The following is a 20,426-nucleotide window of genomic DNA, read 5'->3' on the forward strand; positions in this document are numbered from 1 at the left end:
AGGAGGGCCGGTCAGGACCCCGACAGGCCGAGCAGGTCCGCCGCGTTGGTGTCGAGGATGGCCCCGGCCGCCTCCTCGGTGAGCCCCGAGCCGGCGATGTGGTCGACGGCCCTCAGGAAGACCTCCCCGTCCTCGTACGGGAAGTCCGTGCCGAGTACGAGGCGGTCCGCCCCGAAGGACGCCACCGCGGCGACCAGTGCCGGCGCGTGCGCGTAGCTGACCGTGTCGTACCAGAGTCGGCGGGCGGCCACCGAGGGCGGCTCGGCGGTCCCGGGGGACTCGAAGGCCACATGATCGTCGAGGCGGCGCAGCAGCAGGGGCAGCGCACCGCCCAGGTGCGGGGCCAGGACCCGCATTCGCGGAAAGCGTGAGGGAATGCCCGCGAGGATCAGATGCATGACGGCCACCGTGTCCTCGACCGGGGCCCCGACCATCCATGTCATCCCGTACCCGGTGATCAGCGGGCTGGCGGCGCCCTCGCCGGCCGGGTGGATGTACAGGACGGCGCCGCGCCGGTCCAGCTCCTCGTAGACGGGGTGGAAGAGCGGATCGGCGAGCGTGCGGCCCAGTACGGTCGTGGTGACTCCCACACCGACGGCACCGAGTTCGTCGAAGGCACGGGCGAGCTCGCGCAGCGCCGCGTCGACGTGCGGCAGGGGCAGCGCGGCGAAGGCCCGGAAGCGTCCCGGGAAACGGGCCACCAGCTCCGCGTAGGTGTTGTTCGCCGCCCCGGCCGACGCCACGGCATCGGACTCCGCCGCCAGATGCGGGGACAGCGGCGTCACGGAGAGCACCTGAAGGTCGACTCCCGCCCGGTCCATCAACGCGAAACGGTGGTCCAGGTCGGCCTCGGTCGCCTCGGCACCGATTCCGCGCCGGAAGCCCGTGTCGCTCCTCCCCAGCCGTTCCAGGCGGTCGAGGTACTCCGTGGTCCACAGATGGGCGTGCACGTCGATGCGCAACGATGTCACTCTTCCAGGGAACGTCCCCGGCGCGGCGCGGGCCAGCCGGCGGCCCCGGCGCCATGACGTGGGGGCCGCGCCCCTCGCGCAGTTGCGAGGGGGCCGACGGGCCGGCGGTGCCGCAAGGACGTACTCCATTCGGCCGCATTCAGGTGACGGCCGGGCGCGTCGGCGCGTTGAGGTTGTATGAGCAGGAGTCGCAGGTTGCGAGAACTGTCGGGGGCGGTGGCGTTCGACCAGCTGAGGGCCGAGCTGGCGCGTGCCGCCGGGCTGGTCGCGGGGGACAAACCGCCGCGGCGCAAGGTGGCCGAGGAGGCGCTTCGCCCACCGGGCGCGGAGCCCGACGACGGTCATGGTGAGGCGTCGCGGCTCGGCCCGGGCTGAGGATCCCCGCCCCGTCGGACCGGCGGATCGGGCGTCCACGCGCGGCGCGCCGACCGTCAGGTGCGTGCTCCGGCCGCCCTCGTGACGGCGGTGAGGGCGCACAGGTCCCGGCGGGCGGTCACCGGGACGCGGTCCCCGGGGCGGGGACGACGTGGCCGTCTCTCACTCGCCCTGGTCCTTGCCCTTGTGCGGCGACGGGTGCGGGCCACCGTGCGGCGACGGGTGCGGGCCACGGGACTGCGTCCGCAGGCGGGACGTGACGTCCTCCGGGGGCAGGAAGCGCGACCAGCGCTCCGGGAACTCCGACGGCATGTCGGGGTCATCGGGGTCCTCCGGATCCTCGGCACGGGCAGTCGCCCGGGCCACGTATTCCGCGGCCTGCTCCTGACGCAGCCGTTCGTTCGCCGCGCGGGCGGCCGCCGTGGCCGCGGCGGGCCACACCCGGTCGATCGCCGCGTTGACGGCCGCACCCACCAGCACCGCGAAGGCGGACACGCCGATCCACAGCAGCACGGCCACGGGTGCGGCCAGCGAACCGTAGATCGTCGGTCCCTCGATGGTGTTGGTCAGGTAGATGCGCAGCAGAAAGGATCCGAGCACCCACATCGCCAGGGCCACCAGGGCTCCGGGGACGTCCTCCACCCAGGGGGACCGGACCGGCACGGACACGTGGTACAGCGTCGTCAGGAACACGACCGACAGGACGATGACCACCGGCCAGTACAGGACCTGCACCACCGTCGTCGACCAGGGAACCACGTTCACCACCGCGTCGGGCCCCGCCACCATCAGGGGCAGGGCGACCGAGCCGATCAGCAGGGCGACGATGAAGAGCACGAAGGCGAGCAGCCGGGTCTTGACGATGCCCCGGGTGCCGTCGAGCCCGTACATCACCGTGATCGTGTCGATGAAGACGTTCACGGCACGGGATCCCGACCACAGGGCGAACAGGAAGCCGATGGAGATGACGTCGGGACGGCCGCCCTTCATCACGTCGTGCAGGATCGGCTGGGCGATCTGCGTGACGCCCTTGTCGGACAGGACCGTGCGCGAGGCCTCCAGCAGGTTGTTCTCCAGGCTCCGGATGGTGTCGGCGCCGGTCCAGGCGTCGACGTAGCCCAGCAGTCCGATGAGGCTCAGCAGCAGCGGCGGCACGGACAGCAGCGTGAAGAACGCCGCCTCGGCCGCGAGCCCGAGGATCCGGTACTCCATGCAGGAGTTGACCGTGTCCTTCAGCAACAGCCAGGCCGTCCTGCGCTTGGAGACGTTCCGGTAGAGGACACGCGCCCGGTGGAGACGTCCTGGAGGTCGCTCGGGGTTCTCTCTTGCTGCTGACTGCACGCCTCAACGGTATCCGTCGCCGGTGCCCCCACTCATCTCCTGGTGGGGCGGGCCCCGCAGCATGTGACGCACTCCCCGGCGCGACGGGTGACCGGGAGCGTACCGAAGGGTAGGTTCGGCTCATGGCAGCGACCACGCACACCGTGACCAACCAGGCTCCGCCGCTGGTCGGATACGACGTCTTCACCGCCGACCGTGCCCTTGCGGCGGCCGTCGAGCGGCATCTCGACCCCGCACTCCTCGACGAGGCCCGCGACGAGCTCTCGGGGCTCGGCCGGAGCGCCGGCTCCGCCCAGGTGCAGGAGTGGGGCGCGCAGGCCAACGAGAACCCACCACGGCTGCGGACCCACGACCGCTACGGGAACCGGATCGACGAGGTCGAGTTCCATCCCTCCTGGCACCGGCTGCTCGGCAAGGGCGTCGCCGCGGGCCTGACCGCGGCGTGGTCACGGCCGGGCGGTCATGTGCGCAGGGCCGCGGCGTTCGTGCTCTGGACACAGGCCGAGGCGGGCAACGGCTGTCCGCTGTCGATGACGCACGCCGCCGTCCCCGCCCTGCGCACGGACCCGGCGCTGGCCGCCGAGTGGGAGCCGCGACTGACCTCCACGGTCTACGACCGGGCTCTGCGCCCCGCCGCGGAGAAGGCGGGCGTCATCTTCGGCATGGGGATGACGGAGAAGCAGGGCGGCAGCGACGTACGCGCCAACACGACCACGGCACGGCCGCTCGACGAGGACGGGGCCTACGAGCTGACCGGTCACAAATGGTTCTGCTCGGCGCCCATGTCGGACGCGTTCCTGGTGCTGGCGCAGGCGCCGGGCGGGCTCACCTGCTTCCTGCTGCCGCGTGTGCTGGACGACGGCAGCCGCAACGTCTTCCGGATCCAGCGGCTCAAGGACAAGCTCGGCAACCGGTCCAACGCCTCCAGCGAGGTCGAGTTCGACGGCACCTGGGCGCGCCGGGTCGGTGACGAGGGCCGCGGGGTGCGCACCATCATCGAGATGGTGGCGGCCACCCGCCTCGACTGCGTGCTCGGCTCCGCCGCGCTGATGCGGCAGGCGGTGGCCCAGGCGATCCACCACTGCACCTACCGGGAGGCCTTCGGCGGCAAGCTCGTCGACAAGCCCCTGATGCGCAATGTGCTCGCCGACCTGGCCCTGGAGTCGGAGGCAGCGACGACGCTCGCACTGCGGCTCGCGGCGGCGTACGACGAGGGGAGCGAGCAGGAGCGCGCCTTCCTCAGGCTCGCGGTGCCGGCGGCGAAGTACCGGGTGACCAAGCGGTGCACGCCGTTGGTGGTGGAGGCGTCGGAGTGCCTCGGCGGCAACGGGTACGTCGAGGAGTCGGGCATGCCCCGGCTGCTGCGCGAGTCTCCGCTGAACTCCGTCTGGGAGGGCGCGGGCAACGTCCAGGCGCTCGACGTGCTGCGCGCGCTCCAGCGCGAGCCTCAGGCGCTCGACGCCTTCCTCCGGGAGGTGGGCCGGGCCCGCGGCGCGGACCACCGACTGGACGCCGCGACCAAGAACCTGCTCAGCGAACTGGCCGACCTGGAGAACGTCGAGGTGCGGGCACGCCGCGTGGTCGAGCGGATCGCGCTGGTGCTCCAGGGATCGCTCCTCGTTCGCTACGCGCCGCCGGAGGTGGCCGACGCCTTCTGCGCCTCACGGCTCGGCGGCGACTGGGGCTCGGCCTTCGGCACTCTGCCGCACGGACTGGATCTGGCCACCGTGGTGCAGCGGGCGAGGCCCGTCGACTGACGTCATCCGGTCATGTCCCGCAAGGCCGTCGCGGCTGCTCCGGGTCCGTACGTCACGGGCTCCCCCCAGCCCGTGACGTCTCGCGCGTCCCCCCGGTCGCGCATCGCGGGGGTGGTGCTGCGCCGACACGGCACCACCCCCGCTTGTTCTGGCCCCCCTCAAGGAGCACGGACGCCGCCGGAGCGGCGTTGCACAAGTTTCAATGACCCGTGGGCCGTCCGCCAGGGTTGCAAGAGGTTGCAACTTGCTGCTCACTGTTGCCGGAGTGCGCCCCTCCGTGACGGGCAGACGGCAAAATGAGAACAACCGTCAACACCGGTCCGGAGTTTGCGTGTCCGGAAAGGGCTGACGGCACCGAACCAGATCGAACGGCCACGCCTTGGGGGAGGTGCCAGTGGCGCACTCGGACGGGAACGACGTCGCACGGCTCGCCGCTCGGGATGCCGCGCAGGCGGCCCGCGTGCTCAACGACGTACGCAACGCGACGCTCTCGGGACAGCGCGCACCGGTCCCGCCGCGCCCGGTGATCGAGGCGTCGTGGGGGCGGATGCTGCGCAGCGGCGTCGACCCGGACCACGACGTCCGGGCCGATCCGCTGGGACGCGACGAGATCGAGCGGCGCCGTCAGGACTCGCCCCTGCGGCACGTGCTGCCGGTGCTGCGCGAGGGCCTGTTGTCGGTCGCGGACGTCGCGCAGCACATCATGGTCGTCGCGGACGGCGACGGGCGGGTCCTGTGGCGGGAGGGCTCCTCGCCGGTGTTGCGCAAGGCGGACGGTACGGGCTTCGAGCCCGGCGCGGACTGGGGGGAGGGAGCCGTCGGCACCAACGGCGTGGGCACCGCGGCGGTGACCCGGCGTCCCGTCCAGGTCTTCGCCTCCGAGCACTTCGTGCGGGCCCTGGCCCCATGGACCTGCACCGGCGCACCGATCACGGACCCGCGCGACGGCCGGCTGATCGGGGTCGTGGACATCAGCGGCCCGCTGGAGACGATGCACCCGGCGACGCTCGCCTGGGTGGACGCGGTGGCCAAGCTTGCGGAGGCACGGCTGCGGGAGCTGCACCTGAACTCCCTGGAGCGGCTGCGCGCGGTGGCCGCGCCGGTGCTGGCCAAGCTCGGCGGCCAGGCGCTCGCCGTCGACACGGACGGCTGGACGGCCGCGGTGACCGGGATGCCGTACACCGGACGCGTCGCCCTTCCCGCATCGCTCCCGCCCGGTCGTACGCTGCTGCCCGCGCTCGGGCCCTGCACGGTGGAGCCGTTGCCGGGCGGCTGGCTGATCCGGATCGCGGACGTGCCCGCACCGGCGCGCACCACACGGGTCGTCGTGGACGTCTCGCATCCGCGCCGCTGGTCGGTGACGGTGTCGGGCGACGCGAGCTCCTGGACCCACGAACTCAGCGCCCGGCACGCGGAGTTGCTCTACCTGCTGGCCCTGCACCGCACCGGCCGCACGGCTGCTGAGCTGGCCGCCGACATGTTCGGGGACCCGGCCCGCACGGTCACGGTCCGCGCGGAGATGTCCCGGGTGAGGAGATACCTCGGAGCGTTCCTGGAACACCGGCCGTATCGTTTCTGCGATGCGGCGGAGGTGGAGTTGCTGCCCCCGGCCGACCCCTTGGACCTGCTGCCGCACTCGGTGGCGCCCGCGGTGGTACGTGCGCGGGGAGGCGGCGCCCCCGGCGGCCCCGGCGGCGAGCCGCCCCCCGATCCGCCGGGAGGCTCCCGGCTCGCACTCCCGCTCGTGCCGCGCCCCGGCGTTTAGCCCCGTCGGTGGGGATTACCCTGCATTTCCCGGGTCTTGGACCGCGCGCGCGGCCCTCTGCCGTAGCATCCCCTGCACAGGCCACCCCACCCGCTCCTCATGTCAATGTCCGGACCACGAGGCGCAGTTGGCCTACGCCGGGAGGTTTGTATGACACAGCGTGGCAGGCATCGCCGCAAACGCCGAGGTCGCGCCCTGCGGGCCACCCTGGCCGGAGCCGCTCTGGCGCTGACCGCCGCGGCCACGCTGATCAGCACCTCCCAGGCCGCGGGCGGGGACAGCCCGGGCGGCCTGACCCCCGTCACCGCCGCGACGGAGACGGCGAAGCTGAGCCTGCACGAGGAACTCACGGGCCGCAGCACGCTCGACAGGCTGAGCCGTGCGACGGGGGGCGGCGTCGGAGTGCACGACGTCCTCGCCTCCGCCGACCGCACCATGCGCGAGCGGAACGCGTGCGATGCCGCCGAGGCCTCCGCACTGCCCGTGAAACCGGCCGCCACACGCGCGTACTGCTGGGCCGACGACGACGCCACGGCCGGCGACTGGGTGCCCCGGTCCGTCACCACCTCGGGGGACGCCCAGGACGACGGCCGCTGGGGCACCGACCGCGTCATCCTGTCGGGCTGGACGCACGACGGCGGTGGCTCGATCGAGCGCGCCGGGGACCGGGGCCTGGCCCGGATCGCCTTCATCGACGCGAACGACCCGGCCCGACTCGCCTACCGGTGGGTGCTGCTCGTCACCCCGCGCTCCGACGGCAGGGACTTCTCCGCCGTCCGCACCGGACTGTCCGGCATGGTCTGGTACCAGGACAAGCTCTATGTCACCGACCGCGGCTCCCTGCTGGTCTTCGACCTGCACCGCATCCTGAAGGCCGATGTCGACGGCCCCGCGATCGGCCGGGTCCACGGCGGCTACGCCGCGCACGGCTACCGGTACGTGCTGCCCAGCATCGGCTCCTACCGTCTGACCGGCGGCCCCTGCTCGAGGGCCGACGACCGCGGGGTCCCGTGCTTCTCCGCCCTCTCGCTCGATCGCACATCGGCCCCGGACAGCCTGGTGGCGGCCGAGCGGTTCCGCCGCGGGAGCACCGACTCCCCCGCACGCGTGTGGCGCTACCCGTTCAGCACCGCGCCCGGGCACACCGGCCTGCTCGCCGCGGACGGGCTTCACGACGTCCGGGCGAGCGAGGCGTACCGCACGGACGCGTCCGGTGTGCAGGGCGTGCTCTCGCACCGGCACGGCGGTGCGGCGCGGGCCGACTGGTACGTCGACCGCGCGCCCTCCGTCGGCGGCCGGCACGGCACGATCTGGCGGCAGGACCTCTCCGGCGCCGGGGCCGCCACGTGCTCGGCCGACGAGAGCCGCGCCTGCTGGGGCCGCCATACCGCGTCCCTGTCGTACTGGCCGCAGACCGGCGAGGTGTGGACGCTGACGGCAGGCGCCACGAGCGGCGGGGACGGACCGGTGCCCGGGCCGGCCGGGGGCCGGGTGCTGTACGCCGTGCCGCTGGCCTCCGTGGACGACGCGCTGAAGTAGGACGCCGACCGCGGACCGGAACCCTTTTGTCGTACCGCTCGCCGCCATGATTCCCTGGCCGCATGAGCACCCTCACCGTGACCACCTGGTCCCTGGAGCAGACGTCCTCGGCGGACGTGCGGCCTGCGACGGCTCCCGAGGGCGATGTCCGCATCGTCCGCGCGGAGGTGCCGTCGCCGGAGTTCAGCCGCTTTCTGTACGCCTCGGTCGGTGGGGACATCCGCTGGATCGACCGGCTCGGCTGGACGTACGCGCGGTGGCGGGACCATCTGACCCGTCGGGGTGTGGAGACCTGGGTCGCCCTCGACCGGGGGACGCCCGCCGGGTACGTGGAGCTGGAGGCGCAGGACGAGGGTGTCGTGGAGATCGTCTACTTCGGCCTCCTCCCGGCCTTCCGTGGCCGGCGGATCGGCGGGCACCTGCTGTCCCAGGGCGCCTCCCGCGCCTGGGACCTGGCGGACCGGTGGCCGGGGCTGTCGCCGACGAAGCGGGTGTGGCTGCACACCTGCAGCAAGGACGGCGAGCACGCGATGGACAACTACCTCCGCCGGGGCTTCACGCTCTTCGACACCAAGGTCGAGGAAGAGCCGGAGACATCCACGCCGGGACCCTGGCCTCGGGCGTACCCCGCCTGACCTGCGTCGACACCCCACATCGCGACGATGTGACCGAACACACCTCTAGTCTCGCATTTCGAGACAAGGGTGTCCGCATGACAGACAAAGCTGGACTGCGTCCAGAGCGCCGTGACACGCTTCCGTCATGTCTGGAACTGGAATCGCCTTGGTGAGTCGACGGCACGTCGATCTCGGCCGCATGTCCAGCGCCATCTGTCCGGCGAGCTGACAGCCTCCAGCCAGTACCGGATCTTCTTTTTTTCTCCCTCCTCGCGCAACGACGCGCGCGCTTGTCGCGTATCCGCATGCGCAGGTCAGAGCCGCTCCTCCGTCTGTCCCGAAGGACGTACCCACCATGGCTGCCACCCCGCAGAATCCCGCCACGCCCCGTCGCAAGGTGAGTCGTCACCGTGGCGAGGGCCAGTGGGCCGTGGGTCACTTCACCCCGCTCAACGGCAACGAGCAGTTCAAGAAGGACGACGACGGTCTCAACGTACGGACACGTATTGAGACGATCTACTCCAAGCGGGGCTTCGACTCCATCGACCCCAACGACCTGCGCGGCCGAATGCGCTGGTGGGGCCTGTACACCCAGCGCAAGCCGGGGATCGACGGCGGCAAGACCGCGATCCTCGAGCCGGAGGAGCTGGACGACACCTACTTCATGCTGCGCGTGCGCATCGACGGCGGCCGCCTGACCACGCGCCAGCTGCGCACCGTCGGCGAGATCTCGCAGGAGTTCGCGCGCGGCACCGCCGACATCACCGACCGGCAGAACGTCCAGTACCACTGGATCCGGATCGAGGACGTGCCCGAGATCTGGAACCGCCTGGAAGCCGTCGGGCTGTCGACGACCGAGGCCTGCGGCGACACCCCCCGCGTCATCCTCGGTTCGCCCGTCGCCGGCATCGCCGAGGACGAGATCATCGACGGCACCCCGGCAGTCGACGAGATCCACCGCAGGGTCATCGGCAACCCGGCGTTCTCGAACCTGCCGCGCAAGTTCAAGACCGCGATCTCGGGATCGCCGCTGCTCGACGTGGCGCACGAGATCAACGACGTCGCCTTCGTCGGCGTCGTCCACCCCGAGCACGGCCCGGGCTTCGACCTGTGGGTCGGCGGCGGTCTGTCCACCAACCCGAAGATCGGGCAGCGCCTCGGTGCCTGGGTCCCGCTGGACGAGGTCCCGGACGTCTACGAGGGCGTCATCTCGATCTTCCGTGACTACGGCTACCGGCGGCTGCGCACCCGCGCCCGGCTGAAGTTCCTCGTGGCCGACTGGGGCGCGGAGAAGTTCCGCGAGGTGCTGGAGGAGGAGTACCTCCGGCGGAAGCTGATCGACGGACCGGCGCCCGCCCAGCCCCTCGAGCGCTGGCGCGACCACGTCGGAGTGCACCGGCAGAAGGACGGCCGCTTCTACGTCGGCTTCGCCCCGCGGGTCGGCCGCGTCGACGGCGCCACCCTGACGAAGATCGCGGAACTCGCCGAGGCGCACGGTTCCGGCAGGCTCCGCACCACGGTCGAGCAGAAGATGATCGTGCTGGACGTCGAGGAGAACCGGATCGACTCGCTCGTCGAGGGTCTGGAGGCGCTCGACCTCACCGTGCATCCCTCTCCCTTCCGGCGCGGCACCATGGCGTGCACCGGCATCGAGTACTGCAAGCTCGCCATCGTCGAGACCAAGGCGCGCGGCTCCGCGCTGATCGACGAACTGGAGCGCCGCATCCCGGACTTCGACGAGCCGATCACCATCAACATCAACGGCTGCCCGAACGCCTGCGCCCGCATCCAGGTGGCGGACATCGGCCTCAAGGGCCAACTGGTCCTGAACGACAAGGGCGAGCAGGTCGAGGGCTTCCAGGTGCACTTGGGCGGCGCGCTCGGCCTGGAGGCCGGGTTCGGCCGCAAGGTGCGCGGCCTGAAGGTCACCTCGGAGGAGCTTGCGGACTATGTCGAGCGCGTCCTGAAGCGGTTCCAGGCGGAGCGCGAGGAGGGCGAGCGGTTCGCGACCTGGGCGGCCCGTGCATCGGAGGAGGCTCTGTCGTGAGCGAACGAGCGGCTCCCTTCTACTGCCCCTACTGCGGGGACGAGGATCTGCGGCCCAGCGAGCAGGGCCACGGTGCGTGGGAGTGCGGGGCGTGCAATCGCGCCTTCCAGCTGAAGTTTCTGGGGCTCCTGGCCCGGGGGCTCGTGCAGACCGATCGGGGAGGGGACGGGACATGACGACAACGCGGGCAGAGCGGAGCACCGAAGAACTCGAGGCGCTCGCCGAGAAGGCGGGCCGCGATCTGGAGGACGCCTCGGCGCTGGAGATCCTCCGGTGGGCGGCCGACACCTTCGGCCCCCGCTTCTGCGTGACCTCCTCGATGGAGGACGCGGTGGTCGCCCACCTCGCCTCGCGCGTCAGGCCCGGTGTCGACGTCGTGTTCCTCGACACCGGCTACCACTTCCCGGAGACCATCGGCACCCGTGACGCGGTCGAGGCGGTGATGGACGTCAACGTCATCACCCTCACCCCGCGCCGGACGGTCGCCGAGCAGGACGCCGAGTACGGCCCGAAACTGCACGACCGCGACCCCGACCTGTGCTGCAGGCTGCGCAAGGTGCAGCCGCTGGAGGAGGGGCTGGCGGGCTACGACGCCTGGGCGACCGGGCTGCGCCGCGACGAGTCCCCGACCCGGGCGAACACGCCGGTCGTCGGTTGGGACGCGAAGCGGCAGAAGGTCAAGATCTCGCCGATCGCCCGCTGGACCCAGGACGACGTGGACGCCTATGTCGCCGAGCACGGGGTCCTGACCAACCCGCTGCTGATGGACGGCTACGCCTCGGTGGGCTGCGCTCCCTGCACCCGCCGGGTCCTCGCGGGCGAGGACGCGCGGGCCGGGCGCTGGGCGGGCCGCTCCAAGACCGAGTGCGGGCTGCACGGCTGACCATGACGGACATTCAGGAGACATACGTGACGACCGGGGCCACCGTCTGGCTCACGGGTCTGCCGAGCGCCGGCAAGACCACCATCGCCCACGAGCTGGCCGGCCGGCTGCGCGCCGAGGGCCACCGGGTCGAGGTCCTCGACGGCGACGAGATCCGCGAGTTCATCTCGGCGGGCCTGGGCTTCAGCCGTGCGGACCGGCACACGAACGTGCAGCGCATCGGCTTCCTCGCCGATCTGCTCGCCCGCAACGGCGTCAAGACGCTGGTTCCGGTGATCGCGCCCTACGCGGACAGCCGTGAGGCCGTGCGCAAGCGGCACCAGGAGAGCGGGGCGCCGTACATCGAGGTGCACGTGGCGACTCCGGTCGAGGTGTGCGCCGTACGCGATGTGAAGGGTCTGTACGCGAAGCAGGCCGCCGGCGAACTCCGGGGGCTGACGGGCGTCGACGACCCGTACGAGGAGCCGGAGACGCCCGATCTGCGGATCGAGTCCCAGAACCAGACCGTGCAGGAGTCGGCGGCGGCGTTGTACACGCTGCTCAGCGAGAGGGGACTGGCATGACCACGGTCGCCAAGGCGGAGGAGGGCACGGACAGCCCGTACGCCCTGAGCCACCTGGATGCGCTGGAGTCGGAGGCGGTGCACATCTTCCGCGAGGTGGCGGGGGAGTTCGAGCGGCCGGTGATCCTGTTCTCCGGTGGCAAGGACTCCATCGTCATGCTGCACCTGGCGGTGAAGGCGTTCGCCCCCGCGGCGGTCCCCTTCACGCTGCTGCACGTGGACACCGGGCACAACTTCCCCGAGGTCCTGGAGTACCGCGACCGCACGGTGGCCCGGCACGGTCTGCGGCTGCACGTCGCCTCCGTCCAGGACTACATCGATCGCGGTCTCCTCAAGGAGCGCCCGGACGGCACCCGCAACCCGCTCCAGACGCTGCCGCTGACCGAGAAGATCCAGAAGGAACGGTTCGACGCGGTCTTCGGCGGCGGACGGCGCGACGAGGAGAAGGCCCGCGCCAAGGAGCGGGTGTTCTCGCTGCGCGACGAGTTCTCCCAGTGGGACCCGCGCCGCCAGCGGCCGGAGCTGTGGAACCTGTACAACGGGCGGCACGCGCCGGGCGAGCACGTCCGTGTGTTCCCGCTGTCCAACTGGACCGAGCTCGACGTCTGGCAGTACATCGCCCGCGAGGGCATCGAACTGCCGCAGATCTACTTCGCCCACGAGCGCGAGGTGTTCCGGCGGGCCGGCATGTGGCTGACGGCGGGCGAGTGGGGCGGCCCCAAGGACGGCGAGACCGTCGAGAAGCGCCTTGTCCGGTACCGGACCGTGGGTGACATGTCCTGCACGGGTGCCGTCGACTCCGATGCCACCACGCTGGACGCCGTCATCACCGAGATCGCCGCGTCCCGGCTGACCGAGCGCGGCGCCACCCGCGCCGACGACAAGCTCTCCGAGGCCGCGATGGAAGACCGCAAGCGCGAGGGGTACTTCTAACCATGAGCACGACGACCGAGGAGCTCTCGGCCACCACCCTGCTGCGGTTCGCCACCGCCGGATCCGTCGACGACGGCAAGTCCACGCTCGTGGGCCGGCTGCTGCACGACTCCAAGTCGGTCCTCGCCGACCAGCTGGAGGCCGTGGAGCACGCCTCGCGCAGCCGCGGCCAGGACACCCCGGACCTCGCGCTGCTGACCGACGGCCTGCGGGCCGAGCGCGAGCAGGGGATCACGATCGACGTGGCGTACCGTTACTTCGCCACGCCCCGGCGCCGGTTCATCCTGGCCGACACCCCCGGCCATGTGCAGTACACCCGCAACATGGTGACGGGGGCCTCCACCGCCGAGCTGACGGTGATCCTCGTCGACGCCCGCAACGGGGTCGTCGAGCAGACCCGGCGGCACGCCGCCATCGCCGCGCTCCTCCGGGTCCCCCATGTGGCGCTCGCGGTCAACAAGATGGACCTGGTCGACTACCGGGAGTCCGTGTTCGCCGCGATCGCCGAGGAGTTCACGGCCTACGCATCCGAGCTGGGCGTCCCCGAGGTCACCGCGATCCCGATCTCCGCGCTGGCCGGGGACAACGTGGTGGAGCCGTCCTCGAACATGGACTGGTACGGCGGCCCGACCGTCCTGGAGCACCTGGAGACGGTCCCCGTCAGCCACGATCTGAGCCACTGCCACGCCCGGCTCCCGGTGCAGTACGTGATCCGGCCGCAGACCGCCGAGCACCCCGACTACCGGGGTTATGCCGGGCAGATCGCCGCCGGTTCGTTCCGCGTCGGAGAGACCGTCACCGTGCTGCCCGCGGGCCGCACCTCGAGGATCTCCGGTATCGATCTGCTGGGCCGGCCGGTCGACGTCGCCTGGACCACGCAGTCGGTGACCCTCCTGCTGGAGGACGACATCGACATCTCACGTGGCGACCTGATCGTGCCGAGCGAGGACGTGCCCGCGACCACACAGGACATCGAGGCCACGGTCTGCCACGTCGCCGACGAGGCGCTGACCGTCGGGCACCGGGTGCTGATCAAGCACGGCACCCGCACGGTCAAGGCGATCGTCAAGGACATCCCGTCCCGGCTGACACTCGACGACCTGTCCCTGCACCCGCATCCGGGACAGCTCGTCGCCAACGACATCGGCCGTGTGAAGATCCGCACCGCGGAACCGCTGCCGGCCGACGTGTACGCGGACTCCCGCCGCACCGGCTCGTTCATCCTGATCGACCCGGCCGACGGCACCACGCTCACCGCGGGCATGGTCGGCGAGTCGTTCGCCGCGCCCGAGCCGGTTCAGGACGGCGCCGACGACGGGTGGGACTTCTGACCATGTCCAGCACCTGCTTCTACTCGACGTTCGCGAAGGAGGGCGGCCGCGTCGGCAGCGGCGCCCTCGGCAGCGGGCAGGGCGGAGTGGCGCGATGTGCGTCCTGACGCGCACCGGGAAGGCGCTGCCGCCCCGGAAGCGACGAAGACCCCCTGCCGAACGCCCGGCCACGGCCTGACGAACCGTGACCGCCGGGCCGACGAGAGGACAACCTCCCGTGCCTGCCATCCGCCTCCTCGCCCGGCTCCGCCGGAACGGGGGTGCCGCTCTCCGCCTCCCGCGCGGCGCTCCGACCGCTCTCGCGGTTGTCCCGCTCCTCGCGCTGACCGCCTGCGGTTACGGGTCCGAGGCCGTGAGCGACTCCTCCGGGCAGCAGGTCGCCGCCGGTGCCGGGAAGGTCGACGGCCTCGGCTCCGTGAAGATCGGGTACTTCGGCAACCTGACCCACGCGACGGCGCTCGTCGGCGCCCGGAAGGGTTTCTTCCAGAAGTCGCTCGGTGCGACGCGAGCCGAGTACCAGACCTTCAACGCCGGTCCCTCCGAGATCGAGGCCCTCAACTCGGGCTCGATCGACATCGGCTGGATCGGTCCCTCCCCCGCGGTCAACGGCTACACCCAGTCCGGCGGCAGGAGTCTGCGCATCATCGGCGGTTCGGCGTCGGGCGGGGTGAAGCTGGTGGTCGACCCCAAGAGGATCAAGTCCCTGAAGGGCGTCAAGGGCAAGAAGATCGCCACCCCTCAGCTGGGCAACACCCAGGACGTCGCCTTCCTCGACTGGATCGCGGACCGGGGCTGGAAGGTCGACGCCGAGAGCGGCAAGGGCGACGTCTCGGTGCTCCGGATGGACAACAAGGTCACCCCGGACGCCTTCAGGTCCGGCTCGATCGACGGCGCCTGGGTGCCGGAGCCGACCGCCTCCAAACTGGTCGCCGAGGGCGGCAAGGTGCTGCTCGACGAATCGGATCTCTGGCCGGACAAGAAGTTCGTGATCACGAACATCGTCGTGTCCCAGAAGTTCCTGAAGGACCATCCGAACGCCGTCGAGGCGGTACTGAGGGCCTCCGTGGAGACCGACAAGTGGATCAACGCCCATCCGGACGAGGCGAAGGCCGCGGCGAACGAGCAGCTCGAGGCCGACTCCGGCAAGGGCCTGCCCGCCGACGTCCTGGACCCGGCCTGGAAGTCCATCCGGATCACCGACGATCCCCTGGCCTCCACCCTGGACACCGAGGCGCAGCACGCGGTCCGGGCGGGTCTGCTGAAGGAGCCGAAGCTGAAGGGCATCTACGACCTGACGCTGCTGAACAAGGTGCTCGAGTCCGAGGGCGAGAGCACGGTCGACGACGCCGGTCTCGGCGTCGAGTGAGCCACAGATCCCGATGAGTCCCCAGGAGGTGACGACCATGGCAACCGCCCTCGCCAAGGCCGCCGAAGGCGCCGCGTCGACGGAGCACGCAGCCCGTATCGAGCATGTCTCCAAGTCCTTCGCCGGGCCGGCCGGGCAGCAGCTCGTCCTCGACGACATCACCCTGGACGTGGCACCGGGGGAGTTCGTCACCCTCCTCGGCGCCTCGGGCTGCGGCAAGTCCACACTGCTCAACCTGGTGGCGGGGCTGGACAAGCCCACCGCCGGCAGCATCACGACCGACGGGCGCCCCGCCCTGATGTTCCAGGAGCACGCCCTGTTCCCGTGGCTCACCGCGGGCAAGAACATCGAACTCGCGCTGAGGCTCAGGGGGGTTCCCAAGAGCGAGCGGCGCGGCAGGACCGAGGAGCTGCTCGAACTCGTCCGCCTCCAGGGTTCGTACGGCAAGCGGGTGCACGAGCTGTCCGGCGGCATGCGTCAGCGGGTCGCCATGGCCCGTGCCCTGGCGCAGGACAGCCAGCTGCTGCTGATGGACGAGCCGTTCGCGGCGCTCGACGCCATCACCCGCGACGTGCTGCACGACGAGCTGACGCGCATCTGGGCGGAGACCGGACTGTCCGTGCTGTTCGTCACGCACAACGTGCGCGAGGCGGTACGGCTGGCGCAGCGTGTCGTACTGCTCTCCTCCCGGCCCGGCCGGGTGGCGCGCGAGTGGCGGGTGGAGATACCGCAGCCGCGCCGTATCGAGGACGCTCCGGTGGCGGAGTTGTCCCTCGAGATCACCGAAGTACTGCGTGGGGAGATCCGCCGTCATGGCCAGCACTGAGACCACCGACACGACGGCGAAGGCCACCGCCGGGGACGCTCCGGGACTGAGCGGTCTGGAGGCCGGGCTGGACGCCCTGGAGTCCTCGGCCACGGGCCGCGCCACGTTCCGGCAGACCTTCGTCGGCAAGATCCTGCCGCCCGTCCTGGCCGCCGTCGTCGTCGTGGTGATCTGGCAGGCGCTGATCACCTTCAAGGTCGTCGACGACCCGACCAAGCTGCCCTCTCCCGGTGATGTGTGGGGCGAGGTCGAGGACGCCTGGCTCCAGGGCAAGCTGCTCGGCTACATCTGGACCAGCGTCTCGCGCGGTCTGCTGGGCTTCCTGCTGGCCCTCGCGATCGGCACCCCGCTGGGGCTTGTGGTGGCCCGCGTCAAGGTCGTCCGCGCTGCGATCGGACCGATCCTGTCCGGACTCCAGTCGCTGCCGTCGGTGGCCTGGGTGCCGCCGGCCGTGATCTGGCTCGGTCTGAACAACTCGATGATGTACGCGGTGATCCTGCTCGGCGCCGTCCCGTCGATCGCCAACGGCCTGGTGTCCGGCATCGATCAGGTGCCGCCGCTGTTCCTGCGGGCGGGCCGCACCATGGGGGCGACGGGCCTGAAGGGCACCTGGCACATCGTCATGCCGGCCGCACTCCCCGGCTATCTCGCCGGCCTGAAGCAGGGCTGGGCCTTCTCCTGGCGCTCGCTGATGGCCGCGGAGATCATCGCCTCCTCCCCCGACCTGGGCATCGGCCTCGGCGCGCTGCTGGAGAACGGTCGCAACGCCAGCTCCATGGCCATGGTGTTCGAGGCCGTCCTTCTGATCCTGTTCGTCGGTATCGCCATCGACCTGCTGATCTTCAGTCCGCTGGAGCGGTGGGTGCTGCGCAGCCGCGGCCTGTTCGTCAAGGGCTGATCTCCCATGCACAAGCCGGTTCTCCTCGTCATCGCCCACGGCAGCCGCGATCCGCGGCACGCCGCGACCGTGCACGCCCTCGTGCGGCGGGTACGGTCGCTGCGGCCCGGCTTGCGCGTGGAGACCGGCTTCCTGGACTTCAACGTCCCGTCCGTTCAGGGGGTGCTGGAGTCCCTCGCGGCCGAGGGCGTCCAAGACGTCGTGGCGCTGCCCCTCCTGCTGACCCGGGCCTTCCACGCGAAGGCCGACATCCCGGCGGTCCTGAGCCAGGCGCCGTCCCGGCTGCGGATCAGGCAGGCGGACGTGCTCGGGCCCTCCCCCCTGCTGCTGCGCGCCCTCGAACGGCGTCTGCGGGAGGCGGGACTGCGGCCCGCCGACAGGTCCCGCACCGGAGTCGTGCTGGCCTCGGCGGGATCCACCGACCCGGAGGCGATCGCAGTGATCGCAGAAATCGCGCGGGAGTGGCGGCACACCGGTTGGTGCGCCGTGCGGCCTGCGTTCGCCTCCGCATCCCTTCCGCGCACCGAGGACGCGGTGCACGAACTGCGGGCGGCGGGCTGTGCGCGGGTGGCCGTGGCCCCGTACGTCCTGGCCCCCGGGTTCCTGCCGGACCGCATCGCCCGCGGCGCCGCCGAGGCGGACGTCCTGGCCGCGGTGCTCGGCCCCGCACGCGAGGTGGCCAGGGTGGTGCTGGAGCGGTACGACGAGGCACGGCTGCCGATGGTGACGGCCCTCGGAGCCTGAGCCCGGGTCTGCCGGGCGCCCGTGCCGCCGCAGGTCGCCGCCGGCCGTGCGCCCGGCGGCTCAGCCGAAGCGCAGTCCCCCGGTCCTGGTGCGCTTGAGCTCGAAGAAGTCGGGGTGCGCCGCCAGCACCCGGAAGCTGTCGAAGAGTTCGGCCGCTCGCGCGCCTCGCGGAACGGCGCGCAGGACCGGTCCGAACCACACCGCACCGTCGACATGCAGGGTGGGCGTCCCCACATAACCCCCCGAGTCGGGCTCGGCTCCGGCCTCGTGGCTTCGGCGCACGGCCTCGTCGTATGCCGGGTCGTGCGCGGCCGCGGCGAGCTCGGCCGCGAGCCCGAGTTCGGCGAGGGACTCGGTGACCACCGCGTCGAAGTCCTCCGCCCCGCCCTCGTGGATCCGGGTGCCGAAGGCCGTGTAAAGGTCCCGGAGCACCTTCTCGCCGTACCGTTCGGACGCTGCCACGGCGACGCGCACCGGACCGATCGACTTGTCGACCAGCTCCCGGTACCAGGCCGGGAGCTCATTACCGAGGTTGTGCAGGTGGAGGCTCATCGCATGGAAGCGGAGGTCGAGCGGCCGCTCGCGCTCGACCTCCAGCAGCCAGCGGGAGGTGATCCAGGCGAAGGGGCAGGCGGAGTCGAACCAGAAGTCGACACGAGGAGGCGAGTCGTTCGTCATGCCGTCGACACTAGGCCCCAAGTGGTACAGGATCTCGGTCCAATTCGGCGATTTCTCAGTGGTCCACTTTGCCCAGGGGCCGCTGCCTCGGATCCCGTCCGCTCGCCGCCAGCGCACGCTCGAACACGGGAGCGTCGTCGGCGACGGCAACCGGGGCCGCGAAGCCGTCGTACCGGCGGTAGAGGTCGCCGTGCGTCTCGACCACGTCCAGCACCAGCCGGCCCGCGCCCTCCGAGACCCGGTACTCCTGACCGGTGGCCGTCGCGACGTCCCAGCCGTGGACCGCCATCTCCTTGACGATCATCGCCGCCAGCCCGGCCGCCTCCATCTTCGCCATGCCGAGGTCGATCTCGCCCTCCCACACGGCGGGGTCGTCCCAGGCGGCGACGGCACGGTCGAGCCGGTCGGCGTACGCCTGCGCCCAGCCCGGATCCGCGGTGAAGTCGCGTGCGGTCAGCTCCTCGGAGAGCGGGCTGCGCAGGGCGCGGTGCTCCAGACCGTGGGAGGTGTAGAGGACCCAGTGGTTCACCAGGGCACGGACGTCCCAGGCGGGGCAGTGGGTGGGCTCGGGCAGCTGCGCCGCCCGGACCCCACGGGCCACACGGGCGGCCTCGGCCGCGCATTCGACCATGTAGGGGTGCACGTTCTTGTACGGATCGCTCATGCCTCCACGCTAGGAACGCGCCGCATGATCCTCTTGAACAAACGCGACACCCCCGGCCGCCGCCACCGCCTCGTCCGCGCGTCGTACCAGCTCCGCCGGCGGCAGCGACCCGGCCGGCCGCCGTTCACGCGCGAATGTGGTGGCGAGCCGTTGCAGCAGTTCGTTCAGCGGGGTCGGCACGCCGTGCAGCCGGCCCAGCAGGACTATCTCGCCGTTGAGGTGGTCGGCCTCGATCGTGCCCGTGCCACGGGTGAGGGACTGCCAGGAGGAGCCGCCGCCCCGCGCGGCCCCCTCCAGCGGTTCCTGACGCACCTTGTCACCGCGCGCCTGCTGTTGTTCCCGCACGCTCGCGTACGGGATCCCGGCAGCCGCGAGCACCGACTCGCCCTCCGCGCGGACCCGTTCGTACAGCCGCCGCGCCTCCTGTCCGTCGATCGGACCGCTCACCGCCTCGACGGCGTTGGCGAGGTTGCCCAGCAGCTTGGCGTACTGCCAGCGCGCCACGTCCGCTGCCAACGGGGCCTCGAAGCGGGCGCTCTCCAGATCGGCCGCGATCCGGCGGGCGGTGTCGTCGATGCCGTGGGGGTGGCGCCCCAGGTGCAGGATGCCGGTGAGCGGGGCACCGGCCGCCGAGACCACCCCCGGTTCCACGAAGGTCGACGGCAGCCAGACGCAGACGCCGTACACACGGCGGAAGCGGCGCAGGGCGATCCGCTGGCTCTCGACGCCGTTCTGCGCGCAGACCACCGGCAGCCGTTCGGCCGCCGTGCCGCCGCCCGCCACGGGTGCCGCGCCCCAGGTGTCCAGCGCGGCCTCGCTGTCCTGCGTCTTGACGGCCAGCACCAGTACGTCGTCCGTACGCAACTCCCCCAGCGCGCCCGGGCCTTCGACGGCGGGGAGCCGGTGGACCTGTTCGCCGTCCGGGGTGCGGAAGCGCAGCCCGTCCGCCTCGATCGCGGCACGGTGTGCGCCCCGGGCGACCAGGACCACCTCGTGCCCGGATTCCGCGAGCCGCGCCCCGATCGTTCCGCCGACAGCCCCGGCTCCGATGATGATGTAGCGCATGCCGACGAGCCTCGCACAGGCGGGGACGGCCCCGCCCTCGGGGGCCCGTGCGGGCCGCGGCGGC

Annotated in this window: 21 protein-coding genes; 16 read left to right on the forward strand and 5 right to left on the reverse strand. The window is 71.6% G+C overall.

Annotation, left to right across the window (positions count from 1 at the left end):
• Nucleotides 1–11 precede the first annotated feature (11 nt).
• A complete protein-coding gene (locus tag RCR19_RS09035) occupies nucleotides 12–971 on the reverse strand; it encodes an amidohydrolase family protein (RefSeq protein ID WP_331264669.1) in 960 nt (319 codons plus the stop codon).
• Nucleotides 972–1,166: 195 nt separating this feature from the next.
• On the opposite strand from RCR19_RS09035, the gene RCR19_RS09040 reads away from it, so the two are divergent.
• Nucleotides 1,167–1,346 carry a hypothetical protein gene (locus tag RCR19_RS09040; protein WP_147318041.1) on the forward strand — a complete coding sequence of 60 codons (180 nt, stop codon included), beginning with the start codon at nucleotides 1,167–1,169 and terminating at the stop codon, nucleotides 1,344–1,346.
• 162 nt (nucleotides 1,347–1,508) lie between these two features.
• On the opposite strand, the gene RCR19_RS09045 is transcribed toward RCR19_RS09040, so the two are convergent.
• The gene (locus RCR19_RS09045; protein WP_331264670.1) at nucleotides 1,509–2,687 is read right to left on the reverse strand and encodes a YihY/virulence factor BrkB family protein; all 1,179 of its coding nucleotides are present in this window, start codon (nucleotides 2,685–2,687) and stop codon (nucleotides 1,509–1,511) included.
• Between the two features lie 122 nt (nucleotides 2,688–2,809).
• On the opposite strand from RCR19_RS09045, the gene RCR19_RS09050 reads away from it, so the two are divergent.
• The 15 genes from RCR19_RS09050 (at nucleotide 2,810) to RCR19_RS09120 (ending at nucleotide 17,955) form a co-directional block, all read left to right on the forward strand.
• Nucleotides 2,810–4,444: an acyl-CoA dehydrogenase family protein gene (locus RCR19_RS09050; protein WP_331264671.1), complete on the forward strand. Its 1,635-nt coding sequence runs from the start codon at nucleotides 2,810–2,812 to the stop codon at nucleotides 4,442–4,444.
• 394 nt (nucleotides 4,445–4,838) lie between these two features.
• A complete protein-coding gene (locus RCR19_RS09055; RefSeq protein ID WP_331264672.1) occupies nucleotides 4,839–6,209 on the forward strand; it encodes a GAF domain-containing protein in 1,371 nt (456 codons plus the stop codon).
• 150 nt (nucleotides 6,210–6,359) lie between these two features.
• On the forward strand, nucleotides 6,360–7,748 hold the full coding sequence (locus RCR19_RS09060) for a hypothetical protein (RefSeq protein ID WP_331264673.1): 1,389 nt from the start codon (nucleotides 6,360–6,362) through the stop codon (nucleotides 7,746–7,748).
• Nucleotides 7,749–7,810: 62 nt separating this feature from the next.
• Nucleotides 7,811–8,383 carry a GNAT family N-acetyltransferase gene (locus RCR19_RS09065; RefSeq protein ID WP_331264674.1) on the forward strand — a complete coding sequence of 191 codons (573 nt, stop codon included), beginning with the start codon at nucleotides 7,811–7,813 and terminating at the stop codon, nucleotides 8,381–8,383.
• Nucleotides 8,384–8,510: 127 nt separating this feature from the next.
• The gene (locus RCR19_RS09070) at nucleotides 8,511–8,594 is read left to right on the forward strand and encodes a putative leader peptide (RefSeq protein ID WP_309486338.1); all 84 of its coding nucleotides are present in this window, start codon (nucleotides 8,511–8,513) and stop codon (nucleotides 8,592–8,594) included.
• A gap of 126 nt (nucleotides 8,595–8,720) precedes the next feature.
• A complete protein-coding gene (locus RCR19_RS09075) occupies nucleotides 8,721–10,412 on the forward strand; it encodes a nitrite/sulfite reductase (RefSeq protein ID WP_331264675.1) in 1,692 nt (563 codons plus the stop codon).
• On the forward strand, nucleotides 10,409–10,588 hold the full coding sequence (locus tag RCR19_RS09080) for a hypothetical protein (RefSeq protein WP_059129589.1): 180 nt from the start codon (nucleotides 10,409–10,411) through the stop codon (nucleotides 10,586–10,588). Before RCR19_RS09075 ends, RCR19_RS09080 begins: the two co-directional genes overlap by 4 nt.
• The gene (locus RCR19_RS09085) at nucleotides 10,585–11,295 is read left to right on the forward strand and encodes a phosphoadenylyl-sulfate reductase (protein ID WP_331264676.1); all 711 of its coding nucleotides are present in this window, start codon (nucleotides 10,585–10,587) and stop codon (nucleotides 11,293–11,295) included. Before RCR19_RS09080 ends, RCR19_RS09085 begins: the two co-directional genes overlap by 4 nt.
• Before the next feature lie 2 nt (nucleotides 11,296–11,297).
• Nucleotides 11,298–11,858, forward strand: coding sequence for an adenylyl-sulfate kinase (gene cysC / locus RCR19_RS09090; RefSeq protein WP_331264677.1), 561 nt, complete (start codon nucleotides 11,298–11,300; stop codon nucleotides 11,856–11,858).
• Nucleotides 11,855–12,790: a sulfate adenylyltransferase subunit CysD gene (gene cysD / locus RCR19_RS09095; protein WP_331264678.1), complete on the forward strand. Its 936-nt coding sequence runs from the start codon at nucleotides 11,855–11,857 to the stop codon at nucleotides 12,788–12,790. Before cysC ends, cysD begins: the two co-directional genes overlap by 4 nt.
• A 2-nt stretch (nucleotides 12,791–12,792) precedes the next feature.
• A complete protein-coding gene (locus tag RCR19_RS09100) occupies nucleotides 12,793–14,121 on the forward strand; it encodes a GTP-binding protein (protein WP_331264679.1) in 1,329 nt (442 codons plus the stop codon).
• A gap of 217 nt (nucleotides 14,122–14,338) precedes the next feature.
• Complete coding sequence (locus RCR19_RS09105; protein WP_331264680.1) at nucleotides 14,339–15,487, forward strand: aliphatic sulfonate ABC transporter substrate-binding protein; 1,149 nt, start codon at nucleotides 14,339–14,341, stop codon at nucleotides 15,485–15,487.
• Nucleotides 15,488–15,524: 37 nt separating this feature from the next.
• Nucleotides 15,525–16,313 carry an ABC transporter ATP-binding protein gene (locus RCR19_RS09110; protein ID WP_331264681.1) on the forward strand — a complete coding sequence of 263 codons (789 nt, stop codon included), beginning with the start codon at nucleotides 15,525–15,527 and terminating at the stop codon, nucleotides 16,311–16,313.
• On the forward strand, nucleotides 16,300–17,211 hold the full coding sequence (locus RCR19_RS09115) for an ABC transporter permease subunit (protein WP_331264682.1): 912 nt from the start codon (nucleotides 16,300–16,302) through the stop codon (nucleotides 17,209–17,211). The genes RCR19_RS09110 and RCR19_RS09115 overlap by 14 nt, the downstream gene beginning before the upstream one ends.
• Before the next feature lie 6 nt (nucleotides 17,212–17,217).
• Nucleotides 17,218–17,955, forward strand: a complete 738-nt coding sequence (locus RCR19_RS09120) for a sirohydrochlorin chelatase (RefSeq protein WP_331264683.1) — start codon at nucleotides 17,218–17,220, stop codon at nucleotides 17,953–17,955.
• Nucleotides 17,956–18,015: 60 nt separating this feature from the next.
• Here the strand turns inward: RCR19_RS09120 and RCR19_RS09125 are convergent, their stop codons facing one another.
• The 3 genes from RCR19_RS09125 to RCR19_RS09135 are packed head-to-tail and all read right to left on the reverse strand — an operon-like array spanning nucleotide 18,016 to nucleotide 20,362.
• A complete protein-coding gene (locus RCR19_RS09125) occupies nucleotides 18,016–18,633 on the reverse strand; it encodes a DsbA family protein (protein ID WP_331264684.1) in 618 nt (205 codons plus the stop codon).
• Between the two features lie 55 nt (nucleotides 18,634–18,688).
• Complete coding sequence (locus RCR19_RS09130) at nucleotides 18,689–19,297, reverse strand: TIGR03086 family metal-binding protein (protein ID WP_331264685.1); 609 nt, start codon at nucleotides 19,295–19,297, stop codon at nucleotides 18,689–18,691.
• Nucleotides 19,298–19,306: 9 nt separating this feature from the next.
• Complete coding sequence (locus tag RCR19_RS09135) at nucleotides 19,307–20,362, reverse strand: 2-dehydropantoate 2-reductase N-terminal domain-containing protein (RefSeq protein WP_331264686.1); 1,056 nt, start codon at nucleotides 20,360–20,362, stop codon at nucleotides 19,307–19,309.
• Nucleotides 20,363–20,426: the final 64 nt, after the last annotated feature.

This window comes from Streptomyces sp. WAC07094, from assembly GCF_036320405.1.
GTDB classification, from domain to species: Bacteria; Actinomycetota; Actinomycetes; order Streptomycetales; family Streptomycetaceae; genus Streptomyces; species Streptomyces lannensis.

Bases quoted from the DNA above. Each gene is read 5' to 3' on its own strand.
- RCR19_RS09050 (WP_331264671.1), top strand. From the start codon at position 2,810: ATGGCAGCGACCACGCACACCGTGACCAACCAGGCTCCGCCGCTGGTC.
- RCR19_RS09060 (WP_331264673.1), top strand. From the start codon at position 6,360: ATGACACAGCGTGGCAGGCATCGCCGCAAACGCCGAGGTCGCGCCCTG.
- RCR19_RS09065 (WP_331264674.1), top strand. From the start codon at position 7,811: ATGAGCACCCTCACCGTGACCACCTGGTCCCTGGAGCAGACGTCCTCG.
- RCR19_RS09070 (WP_309486338.1), top strand. From the start codon at position 8,511: ATGTCTGGAACTGGAATCGCCTTGGTGAGTCGACGGCACGTCGATCTC.
- RCR19_RS09075 (WP_331264675.1), top strand. From the start codon at position 8,721: ATGGCTGCCACCCCGCAGAATCCCGCCACGCCCCGTCGCAAGGTGAGT.
- RCR19_RS09085 (WP_331264676.1), top strand. From the start codon at position 10,585: ATGACGACAACGCGGGCAGAGCGGAGCACCGAAGAACTCGAGGCGCTC.
- cysC (WP_331264677.1), top strand. From the start codon at position 11,298: ATGACGGACATTCAGGAGACATACGTGACGACCGGGGCCACCGTCTGG.
- cysD (WP_331264678.1), top strand. From the start codon at position 11,855: ATGACCACGGTCGCCAAGGCGGAGGAGGGCACGGACAGCCCGTACGCC.
- RCR19_RS09100 (WP_331264679.1), top strand. From the start codon at position 12,793: ATGAGCACGACGACCGAGGAGCTCTCGGCCACCACCCTGCTGCGGTTC.
- RCR19_RS09110 (WP_331264681.1), top strand. From the start codon at position 15,525: ATGGCAACCGCCCTCGCCAAGGCCGCCGAAGGCGCCGCGTCGACGGAG.
- RCR19_RS09115 (WP_331264682.1), top strand. From the start codon at position 16,300: ATGGCCAGCACTGAGACCACCGACACGACGGCGAAGGCCACCGCCGGG.
- RCR19_RS09120 (WP_331264683.1), top strand. From the start codon at position 17,218: ATGCACAAGCCGGTTCTCCTCGTCATCGCCCACGGCAGCCGCGATCCG.
- RCR19_RS09125 (WP_331264684.1), bottom strand. From the start codon at position 18,633: ATGACGAACGACTCGCCTCCTCGTGTCGACTTCTGGTTCGACTCCGCC.
- RCR19_RS09130 (WP_331264685.1), bottom strand. From the start codon at position 19,297: ATGAGCGATCCGTACAAGAACGTGCACCCCTACATGGTCGAATGCGCG.
- RCR19_RS09135 (WP_331264686.1), bottom strand. From the start codon at position 20,362: ATGCGCTACATCATCATCGGAGCCGGGGCTGTCGGCGGAACGATCGGG.